General features: G+C 62.9%; 14 protein-coding genes. 5 read left to right on the forward strand and 9 right to left on the reverse strand.

What is annotated here, in order from left to right; translation table 11 throughout:
• Positions 1–17: 17 nt before the first annotated feature.
• The 6 genes from ACXYMS_RS01220 to ACXYMS_RS01245 all read right to left on the reverse strand — a co-directional run bounded on the left by ACXYMS_RS01220 (position 18) and on the right by ACXYMS_RS01245 (position 6,899).
• A complete protein-coding gene (locus ACXYMS_RS01220) occupies positions 18–2,111 on the reverse strand; it encodes a HAMP domain-containing methyl-accepting chemotaxis protein (protein WP_458903201.1) in 2,094 nt (697 codons plus the stop codon).
• Positions 2,108–2,584: a chemotaxis protein CheW gene (locus ACXYMS_RS01225; protein WP_458904571.1), complete on the reverse strand. Its 477-nt coding sequence runs from the start codon at positions 2,582–2,584 to the stop codon at positions 2,108–2,110. The genes ACXYMS_RS01220 and ACXYMS_RS01225 overlap by 4 nt, the downstream gene beginning before the upstream one ends.
• 29 nt (positions 2,585–2,613) lie before the next feature.
• Complete coding sequence (locus ACXYMS_RS01230) at positions 2,614–4,680, reverse strand: chemotaxis protein CheA (protein ID WP_458903202.1); 2,067 nt, start codon at positions 4,678–4,680, stop codon at positions 2,614–2,616.
• Positions 4,677–5,045, reverse strand: coding sequence for a response regulator (locus ACXYMS_RS01235; protein WP_458903203.1), 369 nt, complete (start codon positions 5,043–5,045; stop codon positions 4,677–4,679). Before ACXYMS_RS01235 ends, ACXYMS_RS01230 begins: the two co-directional genes overlap by 4 nt.
• A gap of 4 nt (positions 5,046–5,049) precedes the next feature.
• Positions 5,050–5,379 carry an STAS domain-containing protein gene (locus ACXYMS_RS01240; RefSeq protein WP_458903204.1) on the reverse strand — a complete coding sequence of 110 codons (330 nt, stop codon included), beginning with the start codon at positions 5,377–5,379 and terminating at the stop codon, positions 5,050–5,052.
• Positions 5,380–5,849: 470 nt separating this feature from the next.
• A complete protein-coding gene (locus ACXYMS_RS01245) occupies positions 5,850–6,899 on the reverse strand; it encodes an HD domain-containing phosphohydrolase (protein ID WP_458903205.1) in 1,050 nt (349 codons plus the stop codon).
• Between the two features lie 157 nt (positions 6,900–7,056).
• On the opposite strand from ACXYMS_RS01245, the gene ACXYMS_RS01250 reads away from it, so the two are divergent.
• Together ACXYMS_RS01250 and ACXYMS_RS01255 are read left to right on the forward strand one after the other, a co-directional pair.
• Entirely contained in the window at positions 7,057–8,292 is a 1,236-nt protein-coding gene (locus ACXYMS_RS01250) for a TIGR03862 family flavoprotein (RefSeq protein WP_458903206.1), read from the forward strand.
• Complete coding sequence (locus tag ACXYMS_RS01255) at positions 8,273–9,019, forward strand: SDR family NAD(P)-dependent oxidoreductase (protein WP_458903207.1); 747 nt, start codon at positions 8,273–8,275, stop codon at positions 9,017–9,019. The genes ACXYMS_RS01250 and ACXYMS_RS01255 overlap by 20 nt, the downstream gene beginning before the upstream one ends.
• Here ACXYMS_RS01255 and ACXYMS_RS01260 read toward each other — a convergent pair.
• The 3 genes from ACXYMS_RS01260 to ACXYMS_RS01270 all read right to left on the reverse strand — a co-directional run bounded on the left by ACXYMS_RS01260 (position 9,016) and on the right by ACXYMS_RS01270 (position 13,236).
• Positions 9,016–9,993, reverse strand: a complete 978-nt coding sequence (locus tag ACXYMS_RS01260; protein ID WP_458903208.1) for a cation diffusion facilitator family transporter — start codon at positions 9,991–9,993, stop codon at positions 9,016–9,018. The two genes, ACXYMS_RS01255 and ACXYMS_RS01260, sit on opposite strands and share 4 nt — an antisense overlap.
• Positions 9,994–10,255: 262 nt before the next feature.
• Positions 10,256–12,181, reverse strand: coding sequence for a DUF5054 domain-containing protein (locus tag ACXYMS_RS01265; RefSeq protein WP_458903209.1), 1,926 nt, complete (start codon positions 12,179–12,181; stop codon positions 10,256–10,258).
• Positions 12,182–12,192: 11 nt separating this feature from the next.
• The gene (locus ACXYMS_RS01270; protein ID WP_458903210.1) at positions 12,193–13,236 is read right to left on the reverse strand and encodes a LacI family DNA-binding transcriptional regulator; all 1,044 of its coding nucleotides are present in this window, start codon (positions 13,234–13,236) and stop codon (positions 12,193–12,195) included.
• Positions 13,237–13,531: 295 nt separating this feature from the next.
• Here ACXYMS_RS01270 and ACXYMS_RS01275 point away from each other — a divergent pair, with 295 nt between their 5' ends.
• The 3 genes from ACXYMS_RS01275 to ACXYMS_RS01285 all read left to right on the forward strand — a co-directional run bounded on the left by ACXYMS_RS01275 (position 13,532) and on the right by ACXYMS_RS01285 (position 16,771).
• Complete coding sequence (locus ACXYMS_RS01275; RefSeq protein ID WP_458903211.1) at positions 13,532–14,878, forward strand: extracellular solute-binding protein; 1,347 nt, start codon at positions 13,532–13,534, stop codon at positions 14,876–14,878.
• Between the two features lie 118 nt (positions 14,879–14,996).
• On the forward strand, positions 14,997–15,938 hold the full coding sequence (locus tag ACXYMS_RS01280; protein WP_458903212.1) for a carbohydrate ABC transporter permease: 942 nt from the start codon (positions 14,997–14,999) through the stop codon (positions 15,936–15,938).
• 2 nt (positions 15,939–15,940) lie between these two features.
• Positions 15,941–16,771 (forward strand): carbohydrate ABC transporter permease, encoded by an 831-nt coding sequence (locus tag ACXYMS_RS01285; RefSeq protein ID WP_458903213.1) that lies wholly within the window; start codon positions 15,941–15,943, stop codon positions 16,769–16,771.
• Positions 16,772–16,774: the final 3 nt, after the last annotated feature.

Consider the following 16,774-nt stretch of genomic DNA (forward strand, 5'->3'; position numbering starts at 1 on the left):
ATCATTTGCTAGTCTGCTCAGGCTGCGCCGCGGCGGGTGAAGTCGCCGTCTAGGTCGTCACCGGCCTCGCCCATGTCGAGGTCGAAACCACCGCCGCTGCCGGCCTTGGGCTTTGCCTTGGTGGGCTTGCGCGGTGCCATATGTGGCGCCTTGGCCATGATCTGAGCTTTGATATCGGGCTTGCCGGCAGTCTCATTGGCAGGCAGCGAAAGGCTCGAAGCATCGATGCGGAAGTAGCTGATGGCGGACTGCAACTGCTCGGCCTGGCTGGCGAGTTCCTCGGAGGTGGCCGACATTTCCTCGGCGGCCGAGGTGTTCTGTTGGGTCACCTTGTCGAGTTGCTGGATGGCGGTGTTGATCTGGGCGGCACCGGCATTCTGCTCGCGGCTGCCGGCGGAAATTTCTTCCACCAGTTCGGCCGTACGCTGGATGTCGGGGACCAGCTTGCCCAGCATTTCGCCCGCAGACTGGGCGGCCTTGACTGTGGTGCCCGAGAGCGTCGAGATCTCGGCGGCAGCAGCCTGAGACCGCTCGGCGAGCTTGCGCACTTCCGAAGCCACCACCGCGAACCCGCGGCCATGTTCACCGGCACGGGCCGCTTCCACCGCGGCGTTAAGGGCGAGCAGATCGGTCTGGCGGGCGATTTCCTGCACCACCATGATCTTTTCCGCGATGGTCTGCATGGCGGTGACGGCGTTGTTCACCGCTTCGCCGGAGGCAATCGCATCGGCAGCGGACTGACGGGCGATCTTTTCTGTCTGGCTCGCATTGTCCGCCGACTGTTTGATGGTCGCGGCCATTTCTTCCATCGAAGCCGATGCTTCTTCGGTCGAGGAGGCCTGTTCGGTAGCGCCCTGGCTCAGCTGTTCGGCAGTGGCCGACATTTCCTGGCTACCAGCGGCAACATTGCGGGTGGCATTGGTCACCTCGGCCACCACTTCGCGCAGCTTGCTGGTCATGGCGTTGAGCGTTTTGATCAAATCACCCACTTCATCATCGCCCTTGACCTCGGCGGTGGCAGAGAGATTGCCGCCCGCAACTTCGTCGGCAAGGCGCACGGCGCTGGAGAGGGCACGGGAGATCGTCATGACGATCCAGGTTGCGGCGACCAGGGCGATAAGTGCCGATCCAACTAGGAGGCTGATCAGCAGCATCATAGAGGTTTCGTAGAGGCCCTGGGCTTGGTCGGCGGCCTCTTCCATGATCGCCGTGTTGCGGTCGATCGTGGTCTGCAGGATGTTCATGGCCTCACGACGAAGGGTGTTGACCGTGCCCATTGCCTGCAGGGCGAAGTAGTCCCCATTTTCCATGCTGACAGCCACAGCCTTGTCCATGGCCGCAACCATGTCGTCATAGGCGGCGCTGGCGGCATTGAAGAGTGCCATGTCGGATGCTGGAATGGTGCGCTGCAGTTCCGGAATGCGATCGGCATTGGCGGTCACGCCCGAGAGATAGTCGGCGTTCCAGGTTTCCTGCAAGGCACGATCCTGCGATGCCGCAAGAAGCACATTGCGCTGCTGGCGGAACATGTCGGTGCCCGTTACGAACATGTCGGTTGCCGCCCGATAGGCCGGGAACGCAGTGAGGTCGCCGGCATCCACCTTGCGCTGAAGCGAGGCGCGCAGGGCGGCCATGGTCTCCTCGAAGACGCCCAGCGTGCCGCTGCCTTCGCTGCGGCTGATTGCCAGTGCGGCGACATCGGAGTTCTTGAGAGTCAGCTCCTGGCCCGCTTCCACCGCGACCCAGAGTTCGTTCACCTTGTCGATCAAGGCGGGCAGTTGTTCGCGCACGGCCGGATCGCGGGCATGGGCGTCGAGATAGGCGTGGCCGTCGACCAGCTCGTCATAGTCTTCGCGCAGCGAAGCGATGTAGCTTTCCTTTTCGGCCGGATCCTTGGAGATGATCTGGGCGCGAACGCGCGACCCCAGGCTTTCCAGGCTGGTCTGCATCTGCGCCGAGCGGATCAGGTTGGCTGAGCGGACCTCGACGATGGTCTCGAGTTCCTGGTTGAGCTGGCCCAGGTTCTGCAGGGCGATAAACATGCTGCCCGCGGAAAGCGCGACCACGACGCCGAAGACGGCCGCCAGTTTTGTCTTGATTGTCAGTCTCACGATGCAGACCTTTCTTCTGAAGCTGCGACGGGTGCGTTTCTTGCGCCCGGTGTTTCGAAAATGCGTTCCATATTCGGGATGATGATGAAGCCGCCATTGCGCTTGCCGATGCCCTTTATGAATTCGGGGCGCCAGCGCATGCCGACCTTGGGAGCCTCCTCGATGGAGGCAGCCTCGATGTCGGTGACGTCGTGCACCTTGTCGGCAAGGATGCCGGCAATGGTGGGTTCGCCGTCCATATCCACTTCCATCACCACGATGCGGGTGTCCTGGTCGGGCTCTGGCCGCTTCATGCCGAACATGACGCGGAGATCGGCGAGCGGCACGACGCGGCCGCGCACATTGATGAGCCCGCCCACAAAGTCGGGGGCATTGGGCACTTCGGTGATCGGGACGAGATCGAGAATCTCGCGTACCCGGCCCGCTTCGACCGCGAAAAGTTCGTCATCGAGACGAATGGTCAGCGCAGTCATCGAGGTGGTCACGTGGTGCTGGGGTTCGCTCACGCTGCCCTCCCGGTAATGTTGCGATCGACATAGGCCTGGCCCGACGCCACCAGATGGGCAGTGTCCAGGATCAGCGCGACGGTGCCGTCACCCAGAATGGTGGCGCCCGAGAAGGACTTGATGCTGGAATGGAGCTTGGACAGCTGTTTGATGACGGTCTGGTTGTTGCCGATGATCTGATCGACCACCAGGCCAACCCTGCCTTCACCCGAGGAGACGATGACCACCTTCTGGTGCGGTTCGGGTTCAGCATTTGTGCCGAAGACTTCGCGCAGCCGCAGATAGGGAACCAGGGCACCACGAATATCGAGAAAGTTGCGGCCCTTGGCATGCGCCTCGATGCCCTCGGGTATTTCTACACACTCTTCAACGGCGGCCAGCGGGATGGTGTAGCGACCGTTGCCGACGCGGACCAGCATGCCATCGATGATAGCCAGGGTCAGCGGCAGCCGGAGGGTCATGGTCGACCCCTGGCCGGGCTTGCTGGTCACATCAATGGTGCCACGCAGGCTGTCTATGGTGCGCTTGACCACATCCATGCCGACGCCACGCCCGGAGAGTGACGTGACTTCCTTGGCGGTGGAGAAGCCCGGCGCAAAGATCAGGTGATTGAGCTCCTGCTCCGTGAGCTTGGTGTCAGGCGTGATGAGGCCGTTTTCCTCCGCCTTGGCGCGGATGCGCGCCAGATCGAGGCCGGCGCCGTCATCGGTGACCGAGATGGCTACTTCGGCGCCTGAATAGACGGCCGAAAGACGGACGGTGCCCTTGGCCGCCTTGCCAGCGGCGAGACGTTTTTCGGCACTTTCCAACCCATGGTCGACCGAGTTGCGGATCAGGTGCACCAGCGGGTCGGCCAGGCGCTCGATCATGGTCTTGTCGAGTTCGGTATCTTCACCGGTGGTAACGAATTCGATGGATTTGCCCAATTCGCCCGACAGGTCGTGGATCAGCCGGCGGAAGCGTCCGAAGAGGGTGCCGATGGGTACCATGCGGATGCCCATCGTGGTGTCGCGCAGCCCGGAGGACAGGCGTTCAAGCTCTTCGGCGATGGTTTTCAGCGCTGTGTCGGAGCTGAGGCCAGCGATCTGGCTGAGGCGCGCCTGGGCAATCACCAGTTCGCCAACCCGGTCCATCAATTCGTCCAGCCGCTCGGCGGGGACACGCAGGGAGGAGGCTGCGGCCCGGTCGGCGGTGTCGGCTCCGGCGCCGGCTTTGGGCTTGGGAGTCGGTGACTGTGCTGCCAGAACGGCCGCCGTGGGGGCGGGATCGGCAACCGGCTGGCTTGCCGCTGGCATCGGCTCGGGAGCCGGTGTGCTGGTCGCGGCGGGTTCGGTCGAAGCGCCATCCAGTCGGTTCAGCTTCAGTTCCATATTGTCGCGCAGGAACAGAAAGACGTCCTCGATGGCGGAAGTGGGATCGTCCGCCTCGATGTCGACCCGCCAGCCGATATGGGGCGTTTCAGGATCAAGCGTGGCAAGATCGGGAATGCGGTCAGTGAGGGCCGTAACCGTTATCGGGCCGATCTCGGCCAATTCCTCAAGCAGAAGAAGTGGGTTGGTGCCATAGATCAAGGCATCCAGTGGCAAGTAGAACTCCAGGCGCCAAATGGCCTTGATTGGGGATTCGGGCGCCGCTGCGCTTGTAGCCGCCGGTTTTAGCTTGTCCTTTGGCGGCTCGCTGGCGGCCGGCGCGTCGCCGGAAATGATGCTGCGCAGATGCGCCAGAATTTCATCCCCGCCGCTGACCGCGGCCTCGGGGGTCTCGATCAGCATGTGAATATGGTCCTTGGCGTCGAGCGCGACCTCGATCAGCGCTGCATTTGCGGCGGTCTGCCCCTTGCGCACCTGGTCGAAGGCGGTTTCGAACTCGTGCACGAACTCGGCCACGGCGGTGAAGCCGAACATGGCGCCCGAACCCTTGATGGTATGCAGCACCCGGAACGTGGAGTTGATCAGGTCGGCATTGGAGGGGTCCTGCTCAAGATCGAGCAGGCCCGCCTCAAGCTGTTCAAGCAGCTCGCGCGCTTCCTGGCGGAAGGTTTCGGTCGGATCGGAAATGTTCATGCGCCGGTGACCTTCTTGATGATGGCCAGCAACTGGTCCTGCTTGAACGGCTTGACGATCCAGCCGGTGGCGCCGGCCTCCTTGGCCTGACGTTTGAGGTCCTCATCGGACTCGGTGGTCAAAAGGATGATCGGAATCCCCTTGGAGGAGGGGTGCTGCCGATATTTGCGGATGAATTCGATGCCGTTGAGCACCGGCATGTTGAGATCGGTCAGGACGGCGTGCACCGTGTTGGTCGTGGCCTTGTCATAGCCCTCCGCGCCGTTGCCGGCCTCGATCACGTCGAGCCCCGCCGAGGTCAACGTCATGGCCACCATCTGGCGGATGGATGCGGAATCGTCGATCGTCAGAATGGTCTTAGTCATGAGCTCAGTGTCCTGCTGGCTGGTCGGAAGTGGCGGACCAGAAAGCCAAATGCTCCTGTCCGGGCGAAAGGAATCCGGCGTGGCCAAGCAGCGCCTGCAAGGGCGATCCCAAAGGTGCGAGCAGGCGCAACTGCTTGCCTTGGGCCAGGGCCGAGGCACGGGCGGCAAGCAGGGTCTGTACGGTGGTGATGTCAGCCGCTGACAGCGTCTGGGTATCAACCGCAATGGATTTGTTGTTTTCGATGGCTTCGCGCAGGCTGGCCGCAACATCCTGTGCGGCCTTGATTCCTGCATCGCCCGTCAGGACGAGCGTGTGCGTACGTTCTCCGGTCATGAGCATGACCAGATGCAAGTTGATAAGGATGACATTCTGTCTCTCTACCGCGAGTTTCTAGGGGAAGTCGGTAGGCGAAGTGGGCTGGTGCGCTGTGTTCCGCTGTGCTGTTTCATAGCCAATCATTTCGCCGTATTCCCATCCGGCTTAATATCTATACTTGCATCAAGCGCTTAACCGTTGGTTACTCTGCTTATAAATTTTTCCAAATTGAACGACTTCTTCAAGTATTACTTCGAGTAGTATTCCCTTTAACAAAGCTGACTCTACTTCGTTGCAGTGAATCCGCGGGAATCCTCGGTGACCCGATTCGAGTCACGCGCGTTTGACTCAGAGTCGATGTCCAAGAAATCAGGCCGCTATATTGCTGGATTCACTTGCGGTTAGGTGGTTCTGCCCGCGAAAATTAACGTGATACCGTGGCCCGGGAGGCCTGGGCCAGCGAAGCAGGTCTTGTATGGCAGGTGAAACTAGAAGCCGACGGCCTGGGCGGTATCGGCCGGTTGCATCTTGGCGCAGATCTCAGGCCATTTGGAGCGGAATGCGGCCACGCATTGCGGGTCGAAATGTGCTCCGCTACAGCGGATGATCTCGGCATAGGCCTTTTCGATGGGCCAGGCCGCCTTGTAGGGACGCTCGGAGCACAGGGCGTCAAAGACATCGGCGATGGCGACGATGCGGGCCTCGATCGGGATGTCGGTTCCCGAAAGCCGGTCCGGATAGCCGGTGCCGTCCCATTTTTCGTGGTGGCTCTGGGCAATCAGCTCGGCCGTGCGGATCAGATCCGACCCGCCGCGTTCGAGAATACGGGCGCCGATGGTGACATGCTGGCGCATGATGGCCATTTCTTCGGGGGTCAGCTTGCCTGGCTTGGACAAAATGGCGTCGGCAATGCCGATCTTGCCGATATCGTGCAGGGGGGCAGCCAGGTAGATCATGCGGCAACGGTCTGGCGGCAGGCCGATGCCTTCGCCGATCAGCTGGCTGATCTGGGCCACGCGCGACACATGTTCGCCAGTATCGCCGTCGCGATATTCAATGGCGCGCGCCAGCCGATAGATGATCTCTTCCTCGCGCGCCAGTAGATGGGCGGTAGCGCGCTCGACCTCGCGGGTCAGCCATTGGGCCCGGTCGGCCAGTTCCACCTGGGCCTGACGCAGCGCCAGCAGGTTGGCGACGCGCGCCTGGAGCTCGGTCGGGTCGAACGGCTTTTGCAGGAAATCGGTGGCGCCGGCCTTGATGGCGTCGATTCGCACGGTCTTGTCGTGGTCCGAGGTGACCATGATGATAGGCACGATGCGGTAGGCCGGACGCGAACGCAGGGCGGCGGTAAAAGCCACGCCATCCATTTCCGGCATGATGTGATCGACAATGATCAGATCGTATTGCTGGGCCTGGCACCAGTCGAGGGCTTGCAGGGGATTGAGGCAAAGCTCCACCTCGCCCATGACAGCCTCTTTGACGATGCTGCCGATCAGCGCCAGACTTGATCGGCTATCATCGACAATCAGCAAACGCATCGTCGGGCCCCCGCCAGAAACGCGACGATCATACGGCTTTATCCCTTAGGCTAAACTTAACAGGAACTGCGACGTTGCAAGTGTTCGCGGAGATTGAGGGAGTGTTCGCCAAGGACAGCATAGGCTATTGGCTTGGCCGAGGCGAAGCGGGGACAGTATGGCGGCAGGCCGGATAGCGATCATTGGTGGAGGCCCTGCGGGGCTGATGGCCGCTGAGGCAGCGGCGGGGCAGGGTGCTGACGTCGTCGTCTTCGAGGCACTGCCCACGCTTGGCCGAAAGTTGATGATGGCCGGCAAATCCGGTCTCAACATCACCCATGCCGAGGACAAGGCGCAGTTCGACGGCCGGTACGGCACGGCGCAACCGCGGCTGCAAGCGGCGCTTGATGCCTTTCCGGCGGCCGCGCTGCGCGACTGGTGCACGGGATTGGGCATCGAGACATTTGTCGGCTCCTCCGGCCGGGTCTTTCCCCGGGCGATGAAGGCCTCGCCGCTGTTGCGCGCCTGGATGGCGCGGCTGGAGACATTGGGCGTCACCTTTCGCACCCGGCATCGCTGGTCGGGGTTCGAGGCGGATGCCCTGGTCTTCGAGACGCCAACGGGGCGCACCAGTGAACGGTTTGGCGCGGTCGTGCTGGCGCTGGGCGGGGCAAGCTGGCCTCGGCTTGGTTCGGACGCGGCCTGGGTGCCGTGGCTGGCGGCGCGCGGTGTCCACGTCGTGCCCTTCCGCCCGGCCAATTGCGGTTTCGAGGTCGAGTGGAGCCAGGTTTTTGCGGAACGCTTTGCTGGCGCGCCGGTCAAGGCGGTGGTAGCGAGTAGTGAGGCGGGCAGCCTGCCGGGCGAATTCGTGGTCACGCGCTGGGGTGTCGAGGGGAGTCTCATCTATGCGCATTCGGCGGCCCTGAGGGACCGGCTGGAGCGCGATGGCAGGGTGATGCTGGAACTCGATCTGGCGCCGGGGCGGAGCGTGGACCGCCTCACCAGGGACCTTGGACGACAATCACCCAAGGCCAGTTTTTCCAATCGGCTGCGCAAGGGCGCGGGGCTGGATGGGGTCAAGCTTGGGCTGTTGCGCGAGCTTGTGCCCGATGCCGGTTCCCGAAATGCCGAAACCCTGGCAGGGATGATCAAGGCGCTGCCGCTGCCTCTGGCCCGCACAAGGCCGCTGGAAGAAGCCATCTCCTCGGCGGAGGGCATTGGATGGGATGGATTGGATGAGCGGCTCATGCTGACATCGCTGCCGGGTATATTTGTCGCCGGGGAGATGGTTGACTGGGAGGCGCCGACAGGTGGCTATCTGCTGACGGCGTGCCTCGCCATGGGCCGATTGGCCGGATTGGCCGCTGCCGACTATTGCAGGGAGGGGAAAAGCGATGAACCGGATCGATCTTGAAGGGCAGGTGGCGGTGGTTACCGGCGGGGCGCAAGGGCTGGGCTTTGCCATTGCCTATCGACTGCTGGCGTCGGGCGCCCGGGTGAGCCTTTGGGATCGCGAGGGGACGACGTTGAACAAGGCGGTCGCCGCGCTGGGTGCGGGGGCCAGCCAGCAGGTGGTGGATGTCACCGAACTCGCCGGGCTGGAACAGGCCCATGCCGCGACCGAGGCCGAAGCCGGCCCCGTGTCTATCCTCGTGCACTCGGCCGGCATTGCGGGGAACAATGCGACCCTCGACGCCTATGATCCCGAGGAATGGCGCCGGGTCATTGACATCAATCTCAACGGCACATTCTACGTCAATCGCGTGGTGGTACCGGGCATGAAGGCGCGCAATTACGGGCGCATCGTCAATATTGCCTCCATTGCCGGCAAGGAGGGCAATCCCACCGCCTCGGCCTATTCGGCGGCCAAGGCCGGGATGATCGGCCTCACCAAGTCGCTGGGCAAGGAACTGGCGAAACACGACATCGCGGTCAATGCGATCACGCCAGCGACGGCCAAGACGCGCATCCTCGATACGCTGACCGACGAGTTCATCACCTATATGCTCTCGCGCATTCCGCGCGGCCGCTTTCTCGAAGTCGAGGAAGCCGCCGCCATGGTGGCCTGGCTGGTGAGCCGGGAGAACAGCTTTACCACCGCCAGCGTCTTTGACCTCTCGGGTGGACGGGCGACCTATTAGGCCGATCCCGATCCCGATCCCGCTGCGGCCGGGCAGGCGACACAATCGCCGCTCCAGTCGATTTCCACCGTGGCGTGACCGATTTCATGTTCTGCTGCCAGTCTCTCCTTGACCGCCGCGGACACCTCGGCGGGGTCGGCGCCGGGCGCCAGGGCAACCTCCAGCGTTGCCATGGCCTGGCCGGACGACAGCGACCAGACGTGCAGATGCCCCACCCGGGCAAGGCCAGGGACGTGGTCGAGCAGATCGCGCTGCACCGCTGCCGGATCGACGCCGTCGGGCGCGCCTTCCATCAGGATATTGAAGGTGCGCATGAGCAGCGCCCAGGCGCTGCGCAGGATCAGCAGGCTCACCAGCAGCGACAGGATCGGGTCGATGGGCATGAAGCCGGTCAGCCATATGATCACTGCCGCGGCAATGGCGCCGACTGAACCGAGCAGGTCGCCCAGCACATGCAGCAACGCCCCCTTGATGTTCACATGGTCCCTGTCGGCGCCCGAGAGGATGCGGAAGACCACGAGATTGACCAGCAGGCCCAGCACGGCGACGACGAACATGGGACCGGCGAGCACGTCTTCGGGGGTGAATAAGCGCTGCACGGCCTCATAGGCGATCCATCCGACCAGGGCGAACAGCGTCAGCGCATTGATCAGCCCGGCCAGCACTTCGAGCCGCGAATAGCCAAAGCTGCGGCGGGCATCAGCCGGGCGGCGGCCAAGACGGAAGCCGAGCCAGGCGAGGAACAGCGCCACGCTATCGGTCAGCATGTGGCCGGCATCGGCGATCAGCGCCAGCGAGCCGGAGAGATAACCGCCGACCACTTCCACCAGCATGAAGCCGAACGTCAGCAGGAGGCCGATCAGCACGGCGCGCTCATTACCTTTGCTCACTTTGGGCGCATGGCTGTGACCGGCGTGATCATGGCCATGCGGTTCATTGGTGTGGTGATGGTGCGCGTGGTCGTGGCCGGTCATTGGGTGTTCCTGGTTGAGTGCATATATGAATAGTCATTCATATTACGTTGTCAATGAGGGTCTGGTGGAGCGCAGCTGGCGGGGCGGGGATTTCCTTTTTCGGGCGTGCGGCTAGACTTCCTGTGACCGCGTGGGAGGACCGGAATGGGACGGCATAAACTTGTCTATGCAACTGGCCTCGCGGGCGCTGACCGGCATGGCCCGGGCTCAGCAGGTCCTCAACGAGGGCTGGGTGTCAGACGACGATCTTGGCTCCCGCCCCCTATTCCCCCAGTGTCAGCATGAACCGGAACGCTACCGTCCCCTCCCACCACATGGGGAAATTGGTGCCCCATTTGTTGTTGTAGAGGTTGAAGCGGAGGCCCGCGCCGTAGTCGGGCCTTTCGGGATTGTAGGGGATGAAGGGCGCGCTGGCGGGGGAGAGGAGGGCGCAGTCGAGAGGGGTGGCGGTGAGGTGGGTGTCGCCCAAACGGGTGCGGACCGCTTCGACGGCCTGCAATTGGCCCCCGCCGCGGCGGGCGATGTTTTGAGCCGGGTTCCAGACGCCCATCTTGCGCAGGGTCCAGTCCGTGGCGCCGTCCGGGGTGAGGGATAAAAAGCCGGCCTCGGGCATGCGGTTGGCCGGCTTGTTGCGCAGTACTATGGTCAGTTCGAGGCTATGGGCATCGAGGCCCCTCATGGCGAGTTCCACGCCTTCGGGGGCACCCAGCTGGGTGCTTGCATCGGCCGGCATTGTGGCGAGGGCGGTGCGTCCCTCGGCCGAGATGCCGGAAAAGATCGGTGCGAAGCTTGCGGTGCGGGCTGTTTTGGCGTCAGCGAGGCCCGGCTTGTCGTGATCGAGAATGGCCCATTCGTCGCGGTGTTGCAGATAGCTATCCAAATGGCGCTGCAATTCGGCCCAGTCATAGCTTTCGTGGGAAAAGCCGATGAGCGAACCGGCCAGACCCTTGATAGCGTGGCCGCCGGGCGTGGTGAGCCGGGTGATGTTGCCGGTCACCGGGTCGAGATCGGCGCCCCAACCGTGACTTTCAAGCCGGGTGCCCGGCTGCGGCATGGCCGGGGGGGGCGGGGTGAGCTCGGAAATGGCCTCGTCTGCCATGGCCCGGTCGGCGGGAGAAAGTTCAGCGAGCGCACTGTCGATATAGGCGCGCTGCTCGGCCCAGGACTGTTCCGCGTAGGCGAAGCGGTAGTCGGCCCGGCGGGCGGCGTCGAAAGCGGGGCGATCCCAGGCGGTTTCGTCGCGCAGATAGGTCTTGATGTCGACACCCCAAGTGTGTTCGGCCACCATGGCGAGGCCCCGCCCGAAGGCGCGGCGCTCGGGCGTCATGGTGTCAAAGTCATCATGGAGGCGCTGCAGGGTGCGAAAGCGGGTGAGGTTGTGCGGATCGCTGGCGGTGCCGTGGATCCAGCTGTCGCCGATCTCCTGTTCGAACACCGGGAACTGGTCGCGCCGCGCCCACATTTCGGCGCCGAAGGCATCGAGGGTCGAGGCGGCGATCTCGGCATCGGGAAAAGCGTGGCGCATGGCGCGCAGGGCCTCGACGGTCTGGCCGACGCTCTGGGGGCCGATATTGTCATTGGTATGGGCAAAGCTGAGGCCGATATTCTCGCCGGCGGGAAAATCGGTGGCGCCATAGGAGGCCTGGTACATGACGACCAGTTCGGACCCATCCGGGGCGCGCCAGCGGAAGATCGGGGGGACATCGGGCACCGGGCTGGCGGTGTTGACGCCCAGATGCAGGAATTTGAGGCCCGCCTCGGCCATGAGCGGCACCATGCCTAGTGTATGGCCGGGAACGTCGGTCATCTTGGCGGCCAAGGTGGTGCGGCCGAAGCGCTGGTCGAGCTCCTTGGCATAGCTGAGGCCGGCGCGGAACAGGGCGGGCGACATCAGCTCGGTGTGGGTGGTGTAGGGCAGGCCATGCCAGGCGATCAGGCCGCGCTCGACGGCCTGTTCAAGGCGGCGCACCCGCTCGGTATCTTGGGAATTGAGATGGTCCCAGATCAGCCAGGCGCCGGTGGTCCAGATGAAGGCCGGCGCGTCCGGGTTCTCGCGGTAGAAATGCTCGCCGGTGGCAATCGCCTGGGGGATGAACTGGTCGTGATATTGACGGCGGACGCGGGCGGCGTGGTCGGTGAAGCCGATATCGAGATGGGTCTTGAAGACGAGGTGGATGCGCTTGGTCATCGATAGTCCGTTCAACCCACCGTGCCGCGCACGACGAGCCTGGTTTGCAGGGTTTCCTGGAGCGGCGGCGCATCAGGATTGTTGAGGCGGCGCAGGATGAGCCGGACCAGAGCGCGCACGCGTTCCTCAAGGTCGAACTTGACCGTGGTCAGGTTGTAGCTTTTCCAGTGTGACTGGGCGATGTCGTCAAAGCCGACGACCTTGACGTCCTCGGGGACGCGCAGGCCCAGTTCGTGGCGCAGCGCGTCGATGACGCCAAAGGCGCCCACGTCATTGGCGGCAAAGACCGCATCGGCGCCCTCGCCGACGCGGAACAGGTCGATGGTGGCGGCATAGGCCTGGTCGTAGCTGAAATCGCCGCTGGCGATGATGGGCGGCGGCAGACCGCGCTCGGCCATCACGGCGCGCAGCATGTGTTCGCGCGAAGCATTGGCCCGTGAGCGCGCCACGCCCGAGACATAGGCGATGCGCCGGGCGCCATAGCCTTGCAGCAAGGCCACCGCCTGCTCGATGCCATTGCGTTGCAGCACGTTCAGCCGGTCATGCAGCGGCCCGCCAAGCTGGTCGTCATCACTGGCGTCGGGATGAGGATAGTGGACATAGATGGGCACGGCGCGATCGAGGAACTTGGCGAGCGTCGTCGGCTTGACGTTCTCGACGAAGGCGATGACCGAGTCCGGATTGAAGCCACGCATATAGGCGAGCAATTGCTCGTCCATGGAATAGTCGGTGCGGGTCTTGAACAGCAGGGTGGCAAAACCCTCCGCTTGCAGCGCCGTGGTCAGCGCGTCGATTTCCTGGCTTTCCCAATGGCTGCACACGTCGGGCACGATGACCCCGACGAGGTGCGAGCGGCCGCTGACCAGGGCCCGGGCGGCGCGGTCGGGGGTGTAATTGAGTTCCTGGGCAATGCGCAGGATCAGCTCGCGCTTGGCGGGCTTGAGCGAGGTATGGGGGTTGAAGGCGCGCGACACGGCGACGCGCGAGACATTGGCGCGCTGCGCCACCATCTCGGCGGTTGCCCGCCCCCTAGCTGTGGATCCGTCCTGGCTCACTGCCACCTCCCCGCCGTCAGATTTTTGAAAGCGTGTTCATTTTTCTGACTGCAAGCCCGTTCACTGTCAAGTTGCGCCGTGCAGGATGCGTCGCCAACTTCTGCGAAACTGTCACAAGAGCGTTGCAGAAGGCCAGTATTGCTGACCTGCCTTTCCGTCCGGCCTATCCACCGTCGATTCCGGCCATTGACGGAAAGTGAAAACGTGTTCATTCTTCAGCGGTCTCCTACCAGATGGGGGAGGCCAACACCGGCTATCCGAGAATTCGGAGCCATCACATGGGAGGAGTATTGCGATGAGCAATCATCTGCGCAGCCTTGCGTTCAGCCTGATCGGTGCCACGGCGATGGCCGTGCCGGCATTCGCTGTCGATCTGGACATCACCTGCCGCTGCGTCATTGGCGGTGTCAACAGCGGCACGGCCCAGTGGATCGAAGAGAGCGTGATCCCGGCTTTTGAGGCCGCCAATCCCGGCGTCAACGTCACGCTGAACCAGTTCGGTGGCGAAGACGCGCAGCTCACCCAGCAGCTGGCGCTCGACTTCTCGACCGGTGCAGGCACGGACGTCACCGCATTTGACGGCTTCCTGATCCCGAGCTTCGTTGAAGGCGGGCTGCTCAAGCCGCTCGATGAAGTGGCCGGCGCCGGCGTCAATGACTGGTCTGGTTGGGCAGCGCTGTCGGAAGGCTCTCGGGCCCTGATGCAGTACGAGGGCAAGTATTACGGTATTCCGCTGGGCACCGACGTGCGCATGATCCACACCCGCAAGGATATTCTGGCCGAGGCCGGGATCGATGCGGATAACTGGCAACCGACCTCGTGGGAAGACGTGCTCGACGCCGCCCGCGCCATCAAGAAGATCAAGCCCGACAGCTTCCCCATTCAGCTCAATGCCGGCGTTGCCATGGGCGAAGCCACCACTATGCAAGGCTATTGGCTGGCGCTGCTGGGCACGGGCGAAACGGTGATGCAGGACGGCAAATATGTAGTCTCCAGCCAGGGTATCCTCGACACGCTCAATCTCTACAAGACCATCTATGTGGATGAGCAGCTCGGCGACCAGCGCGCCCAATTGCTGGCCGATGGCCGCAACCGGTCCTTTGCCAATTTCCGCGATGGCGTGACCGCGATGCTGTTCGAGGGTGACTATTTCTACCGCTCGGTGACCCCGGAAGGCTCGGAATTCGCAGTGGCAAACCGCGACGAGGTGATGGGGTGGGCCAAGGTTCCCGCCAAGGAGCCGGGTGCAGGCATCCGTGGCCAGGATTTCGTGACAATTTCGGGCGGCACGGGCTTCGTGCTCAATCCGGCCACCGATAATCCGGCCGAAGCCTGGGCGCTGCTCTCGTTCATGAACGAGCCCGAGATGCAGAATGCCTTTCAGGCGATCCAGCCGCGCATCACGGCGCGCACGGATATCGAAATCCCCAATAGCCCGTTCCTGACCGAAGCGAGCCAGACGCTGCTGCCGCTGACCACGGCCCGCCCCAATGACGAGAACTACAATACTGTCTCCGGTGAAATCCAGCGCATGACCGAAGCGGTCGTCTCGGGCGAGTTGTCGCCGGAAGACGCCATGGCCCAGTTCAAGGCCTCGGTGATCGGCATCGTTGGCGAAGAGAATACCGTCAGCCTGCTTTAGGACTTGGTCCCTCGTGTACCCGGCGCGCCGCGCGTGCCGGGTATGTCACGTCCGAGGCGGCACGGAGACGTGTCGCCGCCGAGCTCTGCCGACGCCTCAGATATAGGCTAAAGTGACCATGACCATTCAATCCGTCCCCAACCAGCCCAAGCGCAAGGTCAAGAATTTCGCCCTCCTGTCGAACAGGGCCGGGGCGGCTTTCCTTACCCCGGCGGGGCTGCTGGTTTCGGTCTTCGTGATCTTTCCCTTTTTCTGGGTGATCTTTGTTTCCTTCACCAACCGGACGCTGCTGGGACGTTCGGCGCTCAATCCCGAATTTGTTGGTTTTGCCAATTACCTGACGCTGTTTGACCCCGCGACCTTCTTCCAGCGCGGCCAGTTCGGCTTCTCGCTCATCCTCACCACCCAATTCGTGCTGGCCTCGGCGCTGATCGGCCAGGCACTGCTTGGTCTCCTGCTGGCCTGGCTGATCCAGACCGTGCCGGCATGGGTCAAGCGCATCACCGAGACCTTTGTCATTGCCGCCTGGATCCTGCCCGAAGTGGTGATCGGCTTTGCCTGGTTCGCCTTTCTCGACCGCGACCAGGGCACGCTCAACATGATGCTCAACAGCGTCGGCCTGCCCGATGGCGATTTCCTGCTGCAACAGCCTTTCTGGGTCATCGTCATCTTTAACACCTGGCGCGGCGCGGCCTTCTCGATGATGCTGTTCAGTTCGGCCTTCTCGTCGATTCCTCCCAGCTATTTCCAGGCGGCAGACGTGGCCGGTGCTTCGTCCTGGCAGAAATTCCGCGATATCGCTGTCCCACTGATCAGGGGGCATATCGTCACTAATCTCATCCTGATCACCATGTGGACCTTCAACACCTTCACCCCGTTCCTTTTGACCAATGGCGGGCCGAGCTACCGCACGGAACTGGTGTCGATCTACAATTACCGCGTGGCCTTCCAGGACTTCCAGTTCGGCAAGGGCGCGGCTGTGGGCGTGATCATGATGCTGATCAACCTGGCCTTCGCGCTGGTCTATCTCAGCCTTGGTCGCAAGAAGAAGGTGCGCTGATCATGGGGTTTACCCTTCCCGCCTTTGTCGGACGCATGGCTTTTTCGGCGCTCGCCGCGTTGATCGGCGCGCTGTTCGCGCTGCCGCTCCTGTGGTTCCTGTTCGCGCCGTTCAATGGCAGGGCCGAACTGGGGTTGGCTGTTCCGGACCCCTGGACGCTGGCCAATTTCGTCACGGTGTTCGGCAATTCCTATGCCGTGCAGGCGCTGTGGAACAGCTTCATCCAGGCCGTGGGCGGGGTGATCCTCGTGGGTGCGGCGGCAACGCTGGCCGCCTATGCACTGAGCCGCTCCTCGATCCCCGGCAAGGGCGCCGTTACCTATATCCTGCTGCTGTTCTCATCGGTGGTGTCGGGTTCGGCGGCCATGGTGCCCATCTTCCTTATCGTATCGGCCGCCGGCCTGATGGACACCCATCTGGCGGTCATCCTCACCTTCGCCGGCGGGCTGCTGCCCACTGCCATGTTCATCCTGCGTGACTTCATCGATTCCATTCCCAAGTCGTATGAGGAAAGCGCCATGGTGGCGGGCGCCTCGCCGGTGCAGGCCTTTTTCGATGTTGCCCTGCCGGTGATCCGGCCCGGCATCGTGGTGATCGTGGTGTGGAGCTTCGTCAACATCTGGGGCAGCTTCCTCATCCCCTTCATCCTCTTGCGCAGCGACAGCAACATGCCGGCAGCGGTGGCCATCTACTCCTTCTATTCGGAGGCGGGCACGCCCATCGTGACCCTCCTGGCCGCCTATTCGCTCATCTATTCGCTTCCCGTCATCGCCCTTTACCTCTTCGTCAGCTGGAAGTTCGGCTTTCGGTTCTTTGGCGGCATCAAGGCTTAGTTT

Source organism: Devosia sp. CAU 1758 (genome assembly GCF_054482695.1).